Raw genomic sequence first — 17106 nt, 5'->3', positions numbered from 1 at the left:
ATGCTCATTTCATCCACGGGCAGACAGCAGATACCGATGGGGTTGAGCAGCCGGCTCGCACCGACCCTTGTCAGTAGCGGAAAGGACTGTCGATGATGGATCTTTTGGTGCCCTCGGAATCCTGTTGCGCGGAAGCATTCGGCGATATCCCCGACGCGTTCTCGCTGCCGACGGAGGAAGCGATACTCGGCCCTGTGACCTCCCGGCGCCGACGCGAGTTGCCGGGGTGGTGGGCAGCCTCACTCATTGCGCCGGTTACCGGGCGGCCGTGGTGGCTCAGAGCACCGGACTGGTCGCGGCCGGAATCGACGCGGAGCCGAACGGGGCGCTGCCCCGCGGCATACTGAAGTACATCAGCCTTCCCCCGGAGCGCGCCCGGCTCGACCGACTGCTGACCGTGACCGGCCGGCAGTGCACTGGGACCGTCTGCTGTTCAGCGCCAAGGAGGCGGCGCACAAGGCATGGTTTCCGCTGACCCGGATGCCACTTGGCTTCGAGGATGTCGACATCACGATCGACGAGATCGGCGCCGGCCTGACCGCACGGCTGCTGCCGCCGAAGTCTCCGCACGCCGCGTCCGGCATCCCGTCCCTGCTGACCGGCCGCCGGCACTGCGAGTCGGGCCTGCCGCTCACCACGTTCACCCGTGCCTCACCGCACGTCCGATCACGCAGGGCGACGCGGGTGTGACCCGGCCGGCCACCAGCAGGTCGAAATGGCGGGCATCGGTGATCCGAAGACCGTGTGCCGCAAGTGCCGCCTCCGTGCGGCGGGCCAGATGGCAGCCGCCCGTGACCAGCGGCCAGATGAGGTCGAGGGCCCGCTGCGTCCGTGCCAGTCCTGGCCGCCCGGAACGGATGTGCTCGTAGAACCTCAGCTCCCCGCCCGGGCGCAGTACCCGCCGCAGCTCCGCCAGCGCGCCGGACACATCCTTGACCGAACAGAGCACCCGGGATATCACCACCACGTCGAACGAGCCGGTCGGTACCGGGAGTTGCTCCACCCGCCCGGCACGCACGAAGCTCACGCCCGTCCCCGCGCCGATCTCAAGGACCTGGCCGCGGACCCCGGCAAGGAGTTCGGCGTACAGCGCGCCCTCGTCGTACTCCTGGATCGCAACGTCCGGCACGGGGCTCCTCCTTGGTGTGTCGCTATGCGGTCGGCCGGCTCGCAAGGGCAGCCTTGATCCGCGGGTTGTCCACCAGATAACGCATGTCCTGTGGCCCCTCGGCGGCGAGCCAGCGGGCAAGACCCAGGAACGATTCGCGGGTCTTGGCCACGAACCGGGACTCCGGGTCGTCGAGCCCCTGCATCGGCAGTACGGCCGGTGAGGAGCGGACAGCCCGCATCAACTGCGCGCCCGCGTCGCCGGAGCGGAGTTCGCCGTGGTCGACGGCGTCGCAGAGGCGGACCATCTCGAAGAACAGCTCGTCGTAGGCCTTGTTCGGGAACGGCGAGCCCACGAACTCCTCGTCCTCCAGGTCCGTGAAGACCTGCTCGTCGCGCGAGATCCGAAAACGCTCCACGGCTCGGCTCAGCCGCATGCTGGCCGGCATTTGGGAGGCCGCCCACACCCGGTACACGGCGTTCCACAGATCCCAGTCCGACCACGAGATGAAGGAGCAGTTGACCAGGTTGTCGTTGTAGCGGACCAGGCTCTGCTGAAGACGCTCGACGTACGCGAAGCGCTCCTCGGAGAAGTCGTCGTCCTTCAGTGCCCGCAGCAGCCGCCAGGCAACGGCATCGATGACCTCGCCGGTGTTGGACAGACCGCGGGAGTACAACGGGTCGATGAAGCCGGCGGCGTGCGACATCATGCACCAGCGATGGCCCACCGTCTGGGTCGAGGTGTACTGGAACCGGCCGGTGGACACCCAGGGCCGGACCGTCTTGGCATCGGCGAAGATCCGCTCGAGCACCGGGAACCGGCTGACGTGGCGGGCGAACTCCTCGGCGGGCGTGATGTCGTCCGGCTTGGGATAGCGGCGTTCGTCGAAAGTCAGGCCGACGCTGACCAGCGGATTGATGGAGCCGGGGTCGTTGTTGAACGGGATGACCCAGAACCAGCCGCGCTCGAAGACATGGTGCATGGTGCCCATCACCCAGGGCAGGGGCGGCCGTTCCTCCTTCGGCATCTTCAGGCACTCGTCGGTGGGCCGGACGTCGATCATGTGCGTGAACAGGGAGCGGGCGTGGTGCTTGAGCGCATCGGGCCCTGCGCGCAGCCCGAGCTGCTCGGCCACCGGGGACCTGAAGCCGCTGGCGTCCACGAGGTAACGGGTGCGGAACCGAGTGCCGTCCTGTCCGCTGATGGTGACCTCATGCTCGCCGAAATCGACGTTCTGCACCCGGTAGGCCTGACGGGCGACACACCCGTACTTCACGGCCAGATGGAAGAGATACGAGTCGGTGTCCTGCCGGAAGAGGTGGCTGGTGTGCAAGTCCGGGATGTGGGTACCGAGTTGTGTGGTGTGCGCCGGGTCGGGCTCCTTGCCCTCCTCGTGCATCATGAAGCCGAAGTGGAGCTTGCGGCCCATCGTCGGGGCGATCTCCTTGATCGCCTTGTCGAACGAGCAGAAGAGCTCCAGTTCGGGTACGTCGTAACGCTCGGCGATGATGCGGAACATGTTGAGCGTACGCGGAATGGACGATTCACCCACCGCGAACCTCGGGTGCACGCCGGCGTCCACCAGCATCACTTTCGCCCCGTTCCTGGCCAGAACGGCGCCCAGGATGGAGCCGGCTATCCCCGAGCCGAGGATGATCACGTCGTAGGCGTCGTCACGATCGGGCATCGACTTCCCTCTCCGTTGCGTTGATGTGCGCAGTCGCTGTGACCTCGGGCCGGAACGTGGCGAGGTCAGCTGAACGCGGTCCACCAGTCGGCGTGCCGGGAAGCGAGCCGACGGTAGGCGCCGCCGTAGAACACCAGTGGGTCGGCGAGCGACCGCGGATCACAGTCCAGCTCTGTCACCCGGCCCAGCACGATGTCGTGGTCGCCTGCCTCGGTGACCGAGGCGGTGGTGCAGGTGACGACGGCGAGCGCGCCGGGGAGCAGCGGCACTCCGCCGGCCCCGGAGCGGTGCGACAGGGTGCCGAACCGGTCAAGGCCGGGCCTGGCGAATGCCAGGGACAGCTCACGCTGGGCTTCGCCGAGCACATTGACCGCGAACGCGGGGGCGGCTGTGAACACCGGGTGCAGCCGGGAGGCCCGGCTGACGCAGAACAGCACCAGCGGAGGTTCAAGGGACACGGAGCAGAACGAGTTCACCGTCATCCCGACGGGCAGCCCGTCGTCGGTGTGCGCGGTCACGACCACGATGCCGGTGGCGAACTGCCCGAGCACCCGGCGCAGGATCCCCGGATCGATCCGAGTCCCGATCACCGCTGTCCACCTGCCTTCCACAACTCCGGTTGTTCCGCCGGTCAGGCGGCGATGGTGACGCCGAGCTCCCGGACCCAGAGATCGAGCCCGATCGCCATCTCGATGCTCAGCCGGCTGATACCCGGCTCATCGGTGCCGCTCAGCACGGAGTCCACCCGGGCCGGGTCGAGCAGGGCGGCGACCGGGCTGACGGAGTCCCGGGTGAGCTCCCGCAGCCGTACGCGCAGAGCCTCGTCGTAGGCGGGATCCTGCACCTTGGGGAAGGGGGACTTCTTGCGGTCCCGGACCTCGGCCGGGAGCAGGTCCGCCACCGCGGCCCGCAGCAGCGACTTCTCCCAGCCGCCGGCTGTCTTCATCGACGACGGCACATTGAAGACGTACTCGACGAGCGGGTGATCGCAGAACGGCACCCGGCCCTCGAGTGCCACCGATGCGCCCATCCGGTCCTTGCGGTCGAGCGTCACCCGGACGTACCGCGTCATGTGCAGATACGTCAGTTCCCGCATCCGGCGGTCCACGGCCACGTCGGCGTCGAGCCGGGGCACTTCGGCCAGTGCCGCCGTATACCTTTCGGTGCTGTAGCCGGACAGGTCAAGATCCTTGAGGAGCCCCCGGTCGAGCAGATCGCCGAACTCGTCGATGCGGTGCCCGGGGCCGAACCAAGGGAAGGCGCCCGAGGCGGCACGCGCCGGGTCCCGGAACCAGCGGTAGCCGCCGAACAGCTCATCGGCGCCGTCCCCGCTCACTGCCACCTTCGAGGTCTCCCGCACCGAGGCGGAGAGCCGCTGCGCGGCGACATACATGTCGAGGCGGGCGGTCGGACGATCCATCGCGGCGACTACGCCGAGTTGGCGCGCCGGGTCGGCTGCATCTGCCGCGCCGAGCACGAGTTCGCGGTGATCGGAACCGAGATGGCGGCTCATCAGATGCGCGTACGGGCTGTCGAGAGCCGGGAACTGCTCGTCGGGGCGGAAGTGGTCGAAGTGGTAGCCGTACTCCATCGAATACGTGCGCAGTGTGTCGTCGGCGGAGCCGTCGAGGTGCGCGGACCGCCGGGAACCGCCGCTCTTGGCGGCGATCGCGCAGAGGGCGCTGGAGTCCAGACCACCGGAGAGCATAAGGCCCAGCGGCACATCGGCGACCAGTTGGGTGCGGACCGCGTCCTCGAGCAGCTCCCGGACCGTACGCACCGTCGTCTCGTAGTCGTCGGTGTGCTCGCGGACCTCGAGCCGCCAATAGGTCCGCCGCCGCAGTCCGGTGCGGTCATACGTCACGACCTGTCCGGGGACCACCTCGGACACACCACGGAACACGGTGTCGCCGGGTGTGGGGGTGAAGGCGAGCAGTTCGCGCAGACCGTCCTGGCCGACCACCGGCCGACAGGCCCCGGCGGCGAACAGTGCCTTCGGCTCGGAGGCGAAGGCGAGTCCGTCCGTGACCTCGGCGTAGCACAGCGGATAGATCCCGAACCGGTCCCGGATCAGCACAAGGCGGCCGGCCCGCTCGTCCCATACGGTGAATGCGAACATGCCGCGCAGCCGCTCCGCACAGTGCTCACCCCATTCCAGATAGGAATGCAGCACCACCGCTGTATCGCTGTGGTCGCGGAATCGGTGGCCGCGGGCCGACAACTCGTTTCGCAGTTCATCGGTGTTGAAGATTTCCCCGGTGTAGGCAAGGACAGCGATGTCGGACCCCGAAGCGTCCGCGGCGACCATGGGCTGCCGGCCACCATCGAGGTCTATGACGGCGTTGCGGCGGAACGCGATCAGTGCATGCCGGCCGGTCCAGTGTCCTGCCTCGTTCGGACCGCGCAACGTCAGCGGCTCGGACAACTTGTCGACGAGCTCCAGGCGCTCAGTCAACTCGCTGGTGAAGGACACCATTCCTGCGATTCCACACATGGACTGCTCCTCATGGAGTCCTCGAATTGCGCCGCGATGAAAGTCGACACCGAATTCCTGCCGCTATTGGGCGAATACGGAGACTACAGATTTCCATGTATGTACGACGCCGGGGAAGTGGGCAATTGCGGATCGACCGCAGTCGCACAGCACCGGGCGGGCGCCGTGCGACCTCAGTGGCAGAGCAGCAGCACGTGGATCGTGACCGCGACGAGCACGGTCGCAGACGCCACCGGGAAGAGCCCGGCGACGAGCACGCCCGCCAAGCAACTCACGGAGCGGCGGAATCTGCCGGGCCGGGGCATGGCGTCCGCCAGCCTGATGAGCCTCAGTTCGATGGAACCGGGACCGACCATCATCAGCCCGTCGGCTTCCTGCGTCGGGGCACCGGACGCCTGTTGCAGGGCGGATGCCACCGCGGCGGGGCCATACTGCGCGGCCGCACGCTTGTCCGCGGCAACCTCCACCAGTTCACGTACCGCCGACGGCGCGATGCGGAAGAGAGGGACCACCGGCAGCGCCGCCTTCAACGCTTCGGCGCAGGCCACGAGCGCGTGGTGGCGCCCGCGCAGATGTGCGCGCTCATGGGCGAGCACCGCCGCCAAGTGCAGCGGGTGGAGGTGGTGCGTCATGCCGTCGGTCACCACGACCACTCCTGGCCGACCGGCCATGCTGAAGGCGAAGGGGCGGCCGTGCGGCACCCAGAGGGTCAGCGGCTGTCCCGGCTCCTCGCGAGCGGTGCCACGCAAGGTGGCCAAGCAGTCCCTCCGGGTACGTATGCGTCGTCGCCCGGACCGGGCCGCCACATAGACCAGGCGCAACGCCACGATGCACAGGAGCACGCACCCCCAGTCACCGGCTGCTTTCTCCCATGCCGGCGGTGAACCGTGCGGCACCGACCGCGGCCAGTGCATGGACGCGGGGAGCAGCCCGTGTCCCGCCCCATGGGCGACCAACAGCAGATGGCCGGGCAGCAGCAGGGCGGCGAGACCGAGTCCGATGGTGATCAGTACACCCGCGACGGCGGAGAACCAGCACGCCAGGAGCAACGTCGGATCGAACCGCCGCGGGTCAAGGGCCAGCAACAGTCGCGGCGCCAGCCAGCTGCACAGCGCCGCGGCCAGAAGAAGTCCGACCGCGATGATCACGGCAGGAGGTGCCTCTTGCCGTCGGCCGGTCGCGGGGACCTGCCGAGTGGCCGGAGCATAGAGATGGACGTACAGGCAGCTTCATACAAACAGACAGCCGACATACTCACCTCCCACGTCGGAGGGTAGCGACCCGGCATGTGACGGGGACTACTTGTGCAGGGAGCAATCTGCACACTCAGCCGACGGTCCTGGGGCGGGGGCCAACTGCGGATCGGACGCGGTTGCCGCCGGTCCGTCAGAGGTCGAGAACCTCGAACGGTATGGCGAGTTCGCACCCGAGCAGTCGCCCCGCGGCACCGGTCCGGGTCCGCAGCACCTGGGTCAGCTCGGCGAAGGTGCCGTGCCCGTCGCCGAGTCCGGCCAGATAGGCGGCGTGCTCCTGCAACGAAGCAAGGCCGGCCTCGAAGTGCTCCGTGACGTCGACCCCGTGGGTGGAGTCCGGTGAGCCGGCCACGAGAACGCGCCGGGCGCCGGACCACGGCTCGTACCCCTCGTCCAGCAACTCCCGGAACACCCACCGGTTCCCGGCGTCACGGGCCGCGTCGATCGCGGCCCGGCCGACTGCGACATGGTCCGCCTGATTGACGGTGCCGTTCATGAACTTCGGCCGGCAGTTGATCAGAATGATGATGTCAGGACGGCACCGGCGCATTACCCGGGCTATGTCTCTGCGCAGCGGAAGGCCATGTTCGAGGACTCCGTCCCGGTGGTCCAGAAATTCCACGTCACTTACGCCGACGACGGCTGCGGAGGCCCGTTCCTCCTTCTCCCGAAGCGGACCGGCAGCTGCCGGATCCATACCGTCGATCCCGGCTTCTCCGCGTGTCGCGAGACAATAGGAGATCCGCTTCCCTTGGGCCGTCCAGCGGGCAATGGCGGCCACCGCCCCGTATTCCAGATCGTCGGGGTGTGCGACCACTGCGAGAGCGGAGGACCAGTCCTCGGAGATCAGTTGTAATTCTGCTGCCATGACATCGATGCTATCGGCCGGACGGTTCAGCACCAAGGCTGTGCGGTACACAATGAAGCGGTGATGCGAATAGTCCGAACAACGAAGGGTATTGGCGTGCCCGAACCGGAAAGTACGCAGGAAATAATTCAGTGGGTCAAAGAAGCGCACGACCGCGAGCGCCGGCTCATCTCGCCGCTCACGGACGATGAGATCCGATTGCCGTCCCAGCTGCCGGGCTGGACCCGCGCCCATCTGCTGGCCGCCCGCCTCGCGTTCCTGCACGCGGCGCTGCGGCAGATCGACTACGCCAGGGCCAGGCGGACCACGGCCTTCTACCGCGCGGGTCCGGATCCCCGGGCGGCGGACAGGGCAGGCCGTGACTCCGAAGTGGAGGCCAACGCGGGACGTCCGGCCGAGGACCTGGTGACGGCGGTGTGCGACGCGACGCTGGTGATCGACCGGGCCTGGTCCCATCTGGGGCGGGCGGCCTGGGTGAGTCCCGCGCGCTACCGGGGCCGCGGGACGCTTCTTGACGTGCTGTTCGCCGGCTGGCGGGAGGCCGAGGTGCACATGGTCGACTACGACCTGGGCCGGCGCCCGGCCGACTGGTCCCCCGCCCTGTGCGTCCATCTGATCGACTATCTCTCGCGGCGAGTGCCGGACGGGTTGCGTCTTGATCTTTCGGCGCCCGGCGGGGAGAGCTGGACGCTGGGCCACGGCGAACCGGTCCGGGTGCACGGCACGCTGAGCGATCTGGCGGCCTGGCTGGGCGGACGCGCGACGGACAGCCGGCTCGAGTGCTCCGCCGGTGAGCTGCCGCTGATCGGCCGCGCCGCGGCGCAGGCCGTCTGACGGGCGATGATGCACGGCCCTCCGGGGCCGTGCATCACCTGTCGTGGGCAGGAGTCGGTCAGTCGTCGAGCAGTTCGACCGTTCCCTGGGATCCGTCCACACGGATCCGCGCGCCGTCCGGTATCTGTTTGGTCGCGTGGTCGACGCCGACCACCGCGGGCAGCCCCAGTTCGCGTGCCACCACGGCTCCGTGTGTCATCAGGCCACCGATCTCCACGACCATGCCGCTCACCGCGGAGAACAGCGGCGTCCAGGCGGGATCGGTGAACGGTGCGATGAGGATCGAGCCGTCCGGTATCCGTGCGTGTTCCGGCCGCAGAACCACGCAGGCCCGTCCCTCCACCACTCCGGCCGAGACGGGCAGTCCCGCGAGCACACTGTCGCCGGAGTGTTCGGCCGGCAGGCCCACCAGGATCTCCCCGTCACTGGTCATCAGGCGCGGTACGGTCAGCCCTCGCGCTCGCTCGTGGTCGGCCCGGCGCCGCGCTGTCAGTTCGCCCGGATCGGGCAGGGCCTCTCCGTCCGACAGCCGTCGCAGCTCCTGCAGTTGCAGATACTCGACGTCCTGCGGATCCTCCAGAATTCCGGCCGTGGCGAGCCTTCCTCCCTCCTGGTAGAGGACGCGGCGATACACGTCGTACAGCTGCACCGTGAGGAACTTCTGGTGCTCACGCATCCCCATCATGGCGCGATAGACGTTGATCAGCCGGGCCATGGCAGCCGCCTTCGTCCGGCCGGCCCGCGTCTTGCGGAGACGGGCACAGATCCGCGCCGCCACCTCCGCCGCCTCGTCCTCGCCGGCCAGGAAGCGCTCACGGTGCTCCCCCGCCCGTCCGGTGCTCGCATTGGCGAGCAGACCTGCGAACAACTGCTCGGGCCGGCTGTGCCAGCGCCCGCGGGTGATGTCCAGCTCGCCGGGGCACCGGAAGCCGTACTCCCCGAGGAAGACCTCGAAGGCCACCCTGAACTCGGCGCCGCCCGGGACGTCTTCGAGGCAACGCAGGGTGAAGGGCTCCGGTGGCGCCTCAAGGAGTTGCCGCAGCTCGGGACGGCCACGGACCAGATCAGCCAGATCGCCGATGCCGAGGCTCATCCGCGTCGTCACATTGCCCGGCATGGACTTGTCCAGCGAGGCGAGATCCGAGGTGTCGTCGAGCCAGCGGCGGCACTGCCGCTCGATCAGCGTCCGTGCGAGCGCCGCGGAGAACTGCGTCGTGGTGAGCCGGTAGTACACGCTGAGCGACTTCTTCATGTCTTTCTGGATCAGGGCGATCCGGTTGACGCCGTCCGGGACGTCGAGTGCCTTGCGGGTGGCCTCGACCTCGCGCCGGATGAAGTCCTGCCGCTTGGCCTCGGCGGTCTGCCAGCTCCGCCAGCAGAGATCGGCGGCCACGTTGCCGAGGGTGCGCAGCACATTGGTGTTGGTACGCGCGAAACTGCCCGGCCGGAACCTGTGTCCGGTACGGAACTCCGGGCGCTCAGCCACCCGCAGGAAGGCGCCGCCCATCCGCTTGTCCATCGTCCCCGCGGGGTGGCGGAACAGCAGCCGGCCGAGCCTGGTGTGCAGCAGGTCCGTGTAGTCGATGAAGAGTCGGCCGCCGGCGCTGCCCATCGCACGTGTTTCGTTGTCCGCGCCGCGGGTGCCGAACGGAAAGTAGTTCCGGATCACGGAGAGCGCGAGCGGTGGCATCGCGTCGAGCATCATCTGCTGATGGCCCAGCGAGAGGTAGATGTGCAGCCGTCCGTCGTCGGGCGGCGCCGTCAGCGGGTAGAGCGTGGTGACGGCGCGGGACTGCAGCACATGGAACCGGCCGCCGTCCCAGGCCCATTCGATGTCCTGTGGGCCGTCGAAGTGCTGCTGCAGCCTGCGTCCCAGTGCGGCCAGTTCCACTATGGCGAGGTCGGGCAGGGCCTGTGCACGCCGGCGCGGTTCGGTGACCGGTTGCCGCATGGTGCCGCCGTCCGGTGCGGAGACGATCGCAAGGCCCTTGTCGGCAATCGTCTTCTCGAGGGTCCCGTCCGGGCCGATCCGGTAGAGGTCCGGGTTCACCAGGCCCGACACGATGGCCTCGCCGAGACCGAAACCGGCATTGATCACGATGGTCCCGCGGTGGCCGTTCACCGGGTCGGCCGTGAACATCACCCCCGACACCTCGGGTTCGACAAGGCGTTGCACCACCACCGCGAGATCCACCTGCCGGTGGTCGAATCCATTGCGGGCGCGATAGCCGATCGCTCGCTCGGTGAACAGCGATATCCAGCACCGCCGGACCGAATCCACGAGTTGGTCCTCGTCGGTGATGTTGAGAAAGGTGTCGTGCTGACCGGCGAAGGACGCGCCCGGCAGATCCTCCGCGGTGGCGGACGACCGTACCGCGTAAGGGAATTCCGCGCCCGCCAGGCGCCACGCGGCGACAAGTTCCGCACGGATCTCGGCGGGAACCGGCAGGGCCCCGAGATGCGCGCACAGCTTCTCGCTCAGGGGACCGATGGCGTCCCGGTCATCCGCGTCGACTTTCTCGAGCTGCACATAGAGTTTCTCGATTCCGGGCGAGGAGTCCACAAACCTGCGGAACGCCCGGGTGGTGAGGCAGAAGCCGTCGGGCACCGGGACACCGGCCCGGCACAGCTCGCCGAGATTGGCGCCCTTCCCTCCGACAAGTGCACCCGAATCACGGTCCACTTCGGACAGTGCAATGGTGTAGCCGGCCATTCGAAATCGATCCCTCCACATGCGTCGGCACGGTCGAGTCGATCCAATATCTCCCGCGCATGGCGCAGTGTCCACAATCGCTCCTGCCCACTGCCGGGGGCGAGTTCCGCTTGATTGCGATACGGGATGGCGTAGGCAACGATGGACGGCGCCAGAGAAAGCGCGGCAGCCCGGCATCATTCTGATGCCGCCGGGAGGAGGCAATGAAGTGAGTAAACGGGGCACCGAGCTCATGGACAAGGTGTCGCAGCAAGTCGACATGGCGCGCGAACTTCTTGCGGAAGCAGCCGATTCCGACCTCATGAGGCCCTATGTCGACCGGGAAAAGGACCATTCCGTGAATTCAGTGGGAGCTGCTGCTCTGCATTTCATCGAGGGCTATCAGAAGATCGGCAGGCTTCTCAAGACGGCGGGTTGTGTACCGGCCGCCGAGGGGACGCCGCACACCCACGGGCACGGGCACGCGCACGACCACGCTCCGCGGCTTCCGGAGGTGCTGGAGAAACTGGACGGAACCCAGAAGGTGCTGCCGCTCCTCGCGGATCTCACCGATACGCAGCTCGACAGCGTGCCCGCGGTGAAGAACCAGTGGGCGGACGGCGAGCGGACGCTGGCAGTGGTGCTCGACACCATCATTAGCCACCAGGCGGGCCATCTGGCGAGCCTGCGGGACGCGCTGGTCTGACGTGGGGGGCCACAGGATCTGCGGGGCAGCCCGCCGCGGGATGTCCCGCCGCGGGATGTCCCGCGGCGGGCTGCCCGCTACCTGTATGCCCGCGCCTGCAGCGAGTAGAGCTGGGCGTACAGGCCGTTCGCGGCCACCAGTTCCTCATGACTGCCCTGTTCCCGGATACGGCCCTTCTCCAGTACGACGATGAGGTCCGCCATCCGCACCGTGGAGAAGCGGTGCGAGATCAGCAGGGTGATACCGCAGCGGTCCGACGGCCGCCGGCCCGAGCGGGCGATTCGCTCGAAGAGTGCGTGCTCGGTCTGCGGGTCCAGGGAGGCCGTCGGCTCGTCGTACACCACAAGCAACGGATCGCGACGCATCATCGCCCGCGCCATCGCGAGCTTCTGCCATTCGCCGCCCGACAGGTCCGTGCCACCGTCCCATCGCGTACCGAGCTGGGTGGCCAGACCATGGGCGAGCGAGCCGACGAAATCAGCGCTCGCGTCGCCAAGCGCTCCGCGTACCCGCTCCTCGTCGTCGATGGCCGGCAGGTCGCCGACACCCACGCATTCCCGGGCCAGGAGCTCGAACCGTACGAAGTCCTGGAAGCCCGCGGTGATACGGCTGCGGTACTCCCGGTGGTCGACTCGCATGAGATCCACATCGTCCAGGAACACGCTGCCCTCGGTCGGGCGGTACATCCGGGTCAGCAGTTTGACGAGTGTGGTCTTGCCCGCGCCGTTCTCGCCGACCACCGCCACCACCGAACCGGCCGGCAGCGACAGGTCGATGCTCTGCAGCGCCGCGGTGTCCTTGCCGGGGTAGGAGAAGCTGATCCCGCGCAGTTCGATGCCGTGCTCAAGGCGGGCCGGGAGCGCCCGCGTGGGCCCGTCGGGCGTGCTGTCGGCCAACTGCTCGGCCAGCCAGTGGTAGTCGTCCGAGACCACGGTGGCCCGCTTCAGCAGTCCGATGACCTCGGTCACGCGGACCGCGGCCGCGACGACCGCCGCCGTGATCGACAAGGTCAGTGCCACATCACCGGGGCTGACGCGCCCCTCGGAGGCGGCCCGGATCGTCAGCGCGGCGGCTCCGAGATAGCTCAACGCGAAGATCAACCAGCCGGCGAGACCCACTCCGTAGGCCCGGAACGCCGCAGGCTCCGTGCTGCGTTCGACTCTGGCCGACAGCTCTCGGTGTCGGCGGACCAGCTCCTCGTGCATCCCGAACATCCTGATCTCCTTGGCGGCAGAGACGTTCGACGCGACATCGGCGAGATGCTCGAGCCCTCTGCGGTCCGCGGCCGCCCGCTCGTCGGCGGCCAGACGCATCCGCTCCGCGCGCTGGGTCAGCAGGGCAGCCGGCAGAGCGACCGCCGGCAGGAGCGCGAGCAGCGGACTCACCTGGGCCAACACACCCGCGATCACCAGCAGTTGCACGGCGACGAGCGGCAGCACCAAAGCGTTCGCCATGCCCATGAGCAGCTGGCTGAAGTTGCGCTTCAGCTGTTGCAGCCGCTCCCAGAATTCAGCGCGCTCGAAGTGCGCGAGGCCGGGCGCGCTGGATCCTGCGACCAGGATCCGGCGCTGCATCACCATGATCGAACGCTGCCGGATCCGGGCGGTGATCCAGTTCTGGGCTGCCGGCGTGGACACCACGAGCAGCAGCGCGGCCGAACAGACGATCGCGCCCGTCACCGCCGGTGCGGTGTGGTGCCGGTACAGGCCGTCGACGAGCGGGCGCAGGCCGAGGGCGAACATCAGCGGGCCGAGCGAGCCGGCCAGACCGACCAGGACGAACCCGAGAAAGAGAAACGGTCCGGTCTCCCAGCCGATGCCCAGCATGAGTGCACCGGTGCGCAGCCAGCGGCGTGCTCCGTTTCCGCCAGGAGTCCTCATGTCGTCGGCACCTCGTGGAAGCGGGCGGCCTGCAACCGGAACATCTTCGCGTACTGCCCGCCCTGGGCGACGAGTTCGTCATGGGTGCCCTGTTCGGCGACCCGGCCCTCGGAGAGCACGATGATCGACGCTGCCTGGCGCACGGTGGAGAAGCGGTGTGAGATCACGATGGTGGTGAGCCCCTCGGTGATGGTCAGGAACTGTCGGTAGAGTTCGGCTTCGGCCCGTGCGTCCAGGTTCGCCGCGGGCTCGTCGAGCACCAGGACCTTGGCACCGTGCCGTACCGCGAACAACGCCCGCGCCAGGGCCAGCCGCTGCCATTCGCCGCCGGACAGATCCGTCCCCCTTTTGTGGCCGGGCGAGAGCACCGTGTCCCAGCCGTCGGCCAGCACATCGATCCGGTCCGCGATCCCCGCCTCGGCGGCGGCAGCGCGGATGCCTTCGAGATCGTCCTGGCGGGCGGGGTGGCCGAGTCCGATGTTGCTCCGTGCCGACAACTCGAAGCGCAGGTAGTCCTGGAACACCGGAGCGATCGCCCGCTGCCAGGGCTCCGGGGAGAGGTCCCGCAGCGGCCGGCCGTCGACGGTGATCCGGCCCGACACCGGTTCGTACAGTCGGCACAGCAGCTTGACCAGGGTGGTCTTGCCGGTGCCGTTCGCGCCCACGATGGCAAGGGACTCGCCTGCGGGAACGGTCAGGTCCAGCGCGTCGAGGACGGCCGGCGCGGAGTCCGAGTACCGGAAGCCGACGTTCTCGAAGCGGATCTCGCGCTGCGGCAGACCTTGTGCGGGCACGGCACCGGTCCCTTCGACCGGGTCGGCCCGCCCGGCTCGGTCCATCGCGGCGACGGCGGCCTCGAAACGGGCGAAGGTATCCAGACCCAGCGCGGACTGGGTGCGGGCCAGTGTGGTCGCCGCCAGCATCGCTGCCGCCATGACGATGGCCTGGGCATAGGCGCTGGCCCAGCCGATACCGATGGCGCCGTCCAGTGCCCGGCCGGTGAGCCAGCCGAGGCCGCCGAGGGTGATGGCCGCGAGCAGCACGGTGGCGAGTACCGACCGCGGCTGCCGCTGTGCGAACAGGAACCGCGCGGACTGCTGCCAGCTGTCGGCGAACCGCTCGCGCAGGAAGCCCGACAGGTCGAAGACGCGTATCTCCTTGGCCGCGGCCGGAGTGACGGCGAGTTCGTAGAAGTAGTCCTGGCGGCGCGCGAGTTGGTTGGCGCCGAGATGATGCGCCGTCTCGCGCTTGGCCACCTTCTGGATCTCGTACTCCGCCCACAGCGATGCGCAGAGCAGCGCCGCGGCCAGTACCGGGGAGAAGGCGGCCAGCAGGACACAGCCGCCGAACTGGCCCACGCGGGCGGTGAACAGTGCGCAGAACCCGCCGGCGACCCGGCCCGGCTTGAGCCAGGGCCGCATGGTCTCGCCGCCGACCGCCACCAGACTCGCGATCTGAGGCCGTTCAAGGTCGGCGATGCCCACGGGGCGCATGGCCGCGGTCATGAGCCGGCGCTGCTGCGCCAGGTCGATCCGGTTGCCCAGGACAGTGGTGAGGGCGGTCTGCAGACCTCCCAGTACGAACTGGACAGCAAGGAGCACTCCCGCAAGGACGGTCCACATGAGCGCCGAGCCGGTGGCGGCGGAGTCGGGCCCGCCCTGCACCGCGGCCGGGATCCTGCCGACGACGATGCCGATGACCGCCACATTGCCCAGCGGAATCATCGAGCCCGTCAGGGCCGTGCAGGCGGTCGCGATGGTGAGCACGGGGCTCAGTTCGTAGGCCTGCCGGAAGTAGCTCAGATAGAGGGTGAATGCCCGTGACTTCCTGGGCTCCGCAGGGGCCGGGTTCATCGCATCACGTTCTTCCGATATGCCGGGATGGGTCAAGTGCGGTGCGGTCGCTGGTCACTTGAGGTGCAGTCCTGGCGAGCTGTCCTGAGCTGTCCTGCAATCAGAAGACTTCGAAGTACTCGCGGTGCTCCCACTCGGTGACCTTGTCGGGAGAGACGCTCCCGGCCGCACACCATTCCTCGAAGCGAGACGCTTCGCTCTCCTTGAGTTTCACCAGGCAGGAGACCAACGGCCGGCCGAGCAGCCGGGCGGCCTCTTCACTGCCCCGGAATGCCTCGATGGCCTCACGCAACGACCCGGGCAGCCGCGGCCGTCCGTCGGGCGGCTGTTGCCGTTCATCGGGCGGCTGTTGCCGTTCATCGGGCGACTGTTGCCGTTCATCGGGCGACTGTTGCCGTTCATCGGGCGACTGTTGCCGTTCATCGGGCGACTGTTGCCGTTCATCGCCCAGGACCCCGTCGAGGCCGGCCGCCAGCTGTGCGGCCATGACCAGATACGGATTGGCACAGGGCTCGCCGATCCGGTTCTCCATGTGCAGGGACGGGCCCTCGCCGATGAGGCGGACCATCACGCTGCGGTTCTCCTGGCTCCAGTTCGCCGTGGACGGAGACAGGGAGAACCGCGGATCCATCCGCCGGTATCCGTTCACGGTGGGTACCGAAAGGAGGCAGAAGTCCCGGGCCCGGTCAAGGAGTCCGTCGAGGTATCCCTTGCCCTCGGGTGACAGGCCCTCTCCCCCGTCGCCCCCCGCGAACAGGTTCTCCCGCGTTCCGGCCTTCATGACGGACTGGTGGAGATGCCATCCGCTGGGGTCGAATCCGTCGAGTGCCGGGAGTGTCATGAACGAGGCGTGGTATCCGCGGCGGGCGCAGAACTGCTTGGCCACCGTACGGAAGAGCACCATCGCGTCGGCCGCGTCGAGGGCGGCCAGCGGATCGAAGGTGGTCTCGACTTGCCCGGGGCCGGATTCGTGCTCCATGGAACGCAAGGGCAGCCCAAGGGACTTCAGCATGCGCGCCAGCGGGTCGGTGACCGGAGCCAGGAGGTCGTAGTAGGAATCGAGGTTGAACTGGTAGCCGCCGTCGACCGCGGCCACTGCCGGGGCGGCCCCCTGCAGACCGAAGCCATTGCCCTCGTTGCCCGCAGGACTGTCCAGTCGGCGCGTGAGATACCACTCGGCTTCCAGGCCGATGACCGGGACGAACTCATGTGCCGCATATCGCTCGACGACCTGCCTCAGCACGCGCCGCACCGAGAGCGGATGCGGTGTTCCGTCGCGCAGATACTCGTCCCCCAACACCCAGGCCGTGCCGGGACCGGCGTGCGGCAGGAGCTGGAAGGTCAGCGGATCGGGGACCAGCACGAAGTCGCCTGCACCGGCGATCTCCGCGACGCCCACCCCTGGGTCGTCGTCCAGGAATCCGACCGCGACCGCATGGCCGGTGTCGAAGAGGAAAGGACCGGGGCTGAAATCCATTCCGTTGTGCAGGATCGTACGGAACACATCAGCGGGAACGGTCTTGGACCGGGCGAGTCCATGGATGTCGCAGAAAGCCACGCGGACGAAGTCGAGTTCGCCGAGCATGGCCTCGATCTGTTCGGCCGCAGCCCTTTGCCGGTCGTTCCAGCAGCGGAATTCGGTGACGAAGTCCGGGCGACCCACACTGCTGCGCGGAAAGCAACTCCACCACCGTCGAGAAGACATGCCCCCACCCCTTCGACTATTCGATC

At 68.2% G+C, this 17106-nt stretch carries 13 protein-coding genes; 3 read left to right on the top strand and 10 right to left on the bottom strand.

Going from position 1 to position 17106, the window contains the following annotated elements; genetic code table 11:
- The first annotated feature begins 411 nt into the window (after positions 1-411).
- Positions 412-690: a 4'-phosphopantetheinyl transferase superfamily protein gene (locus E2651_RS45900; protein WP_280922759.1), complete on the top strand. Its 279-nt coding sequence runs from the start codon at positions 412-414 to the stop codon at positions 688-690.
- Here E2651_RS45900 and E2651_RS03745 read toward each other — a convergent pair.
- The 6 genes from E2651_RS03745 to E2651_RS03720 form a co-directional block, all read right to left on the bottom strand.
- On the bottom strand, positions 641-1129 hold the full coding sequence (locus E2651_RS03745; protein WP_245238552.1) for a class I SAM-dependent methyltransferase: 489 nt from the start codon (positions 1127-1129) through the stop codon (positions 641-643). The two genes, E2651_RS45900 and E2651_RS03745, sit on opposite strands and share 50 nt — an antisense overlap.
- A 22-nt stretch (positions 1130-1151) precedes the next feature.
- Positions 1152-2795: a tryptophan 7-halogenase gene (locus tag E2651_RS03740; RefSeq protein ID WP_135329513.1), complete on the bottom strand. Its 1644-nt coding sequence runs from the start codon at positions 2793-2795 to the stop codon at positions 1152-1154.
- A 65-nt stretch (positions 2796-2860) separates the two neighbouring features.
- Positions 2861-3385, bottom strand: a complete 525-nt coding sequence (locus E2651_RS03735) for a flavin reductase family protein (protein ID WP_135329512.1) — start codon at positions 3383-3385, stop codon at positions 2861-2863.
- 41 nt (positions 3386-3426) lie between these two features.
- On the bottom strand, positions 3427-5289 hold the full coding sequence (gene asnB, locus E2651_RS03730; protein WP_135329511.1) for an asparagine synthase (glutamine-hydrolyzing): 1863 nt from the start codon (positions 5287-5289) through the stop codon (positions 3427-3429).
- A gap of 173 nt (positions 5290-5462) precedes the next feature.
- Positions 5463-6437, bottom strand: a complete 975-nt coding sequence (locus E2651_RS03725; protein ID WP_135329510.1) for a M56 family metallopeptidase — start codon at positions 6435-6437, stop codon at positions 5463-5465.
- A gap of 238 nt (positions 6438-6675) precedes the next feature.
- A complete protein-coding gene (locus tag E2651_RS03720) occupies positions 6676-7410 on the bottom strand; it encodes a PIG-L deacetylase family protein (RefSeq protein WP_135329509.1) in 735 nt (244 codons plus the stop codon).
- 198 nt (positions 7411-7608) lie between these two features.
- Between E2651_RS03720 and E2651_RS03715 the strand changes: the two genes are divergently transcribed.
- The gene (locus E2651_RS03715; RefSeq protein ID WP_245238550.1) at positions 7609-8244 is read left to right on the top strand and encodes a maleylpyruvate isomerase family mycothiol-dependent enzyme; all 636 of its coding nucleotides are present in this window, start codon (positions 7609-7611) and stop codon (positions 8242-8244) included.
- A 58-nt stretch (positions 8245-8302) separates the two neighbouring features.
- Here E2651_RS03715 and E2651_RS03710 read toward each other — a convergent pair whose 3' ends face one another.
- Complete coding sequence (locus tag E2651_RS03710) at positions 8303-10957, bottom strand: phosphoenolpyruvate synthase (RefSeq protein ID WP_167828684.1); 2655 nt, start codon at positions 10955-10957, stop codon at positions 8303-8305.
- A 208-nt stretch (positions 10958-11165) separates the two neighbouring features.
- Between E2651_RS03710 and E2651_RS03705 the strand changes: the two genes are divergently transcribed.
- Positions 11166-11642, top strand: coding sequence for a hypothetical protein (locus tag E2651_RS03705; protein WP_167828683.1), 477 nt, complete (start codon positions 11166-11168; stop codon positions 11640-11642).
- A 77-nt stretch (positions 11643-11719) separates the two neighbouring features.
- Here the strand turns inward: E2651_RS03705 and E2651_RS03700 are convergent, their stop codons facing one another.
- The 3 genes from E2651_RS03700 to E2651_RS03690 form a co-directional block, all read right to left on the bottom strand.
- On the bottom strand, positions 11720-13522 hold the full coding sequence (locus tag E2651_RS03700; protein ID WP_135329505.1) for an ABC transporter ATP-binding protein: 1803 nt from the start codon (positions 13520-13522) through the stop codon (positions 11720-11722).
- Positions 13519-15375, bottom strand: a complete 1857-nt coding sequence (locus E2651_RS03695; protein WP_135329504.1) for an ABC transporter ATP-binding protein — start codon at positions 15373-15375, stop codon at positions 13519-13521. The genes E2651_RS03700 and E2651_RS03695 overlap by 4 nt, the downstream gene beginning before the upstream one ends.
- Before the next feature lie 100 nt (positions 15376-15475).
- On the bottom strand, positions 15476-17080 hold the full coding sequence (locus E2651_RS03690) for a glutamine synthetase family protein (RefSeq protein ID WP_135329503.1): 1605 nt from the start codon (positions 17078-17080) through the stop codon (positions 15476-15478).
- Positions 17081-17106 lie beyond the last annotated feature (26 nt).

This window comes from Streptomyces sp. MZ04, assembly GCF_004684775.1.
Classification (GTDB): Bacteria; Actinomycetota; Actinomycetes; order Streptomycetales; family Streptomycetaceae; genus Streptomyces.
This window is presented reverse-complemented; position numbering and strand designations above follow the sequence as displayed.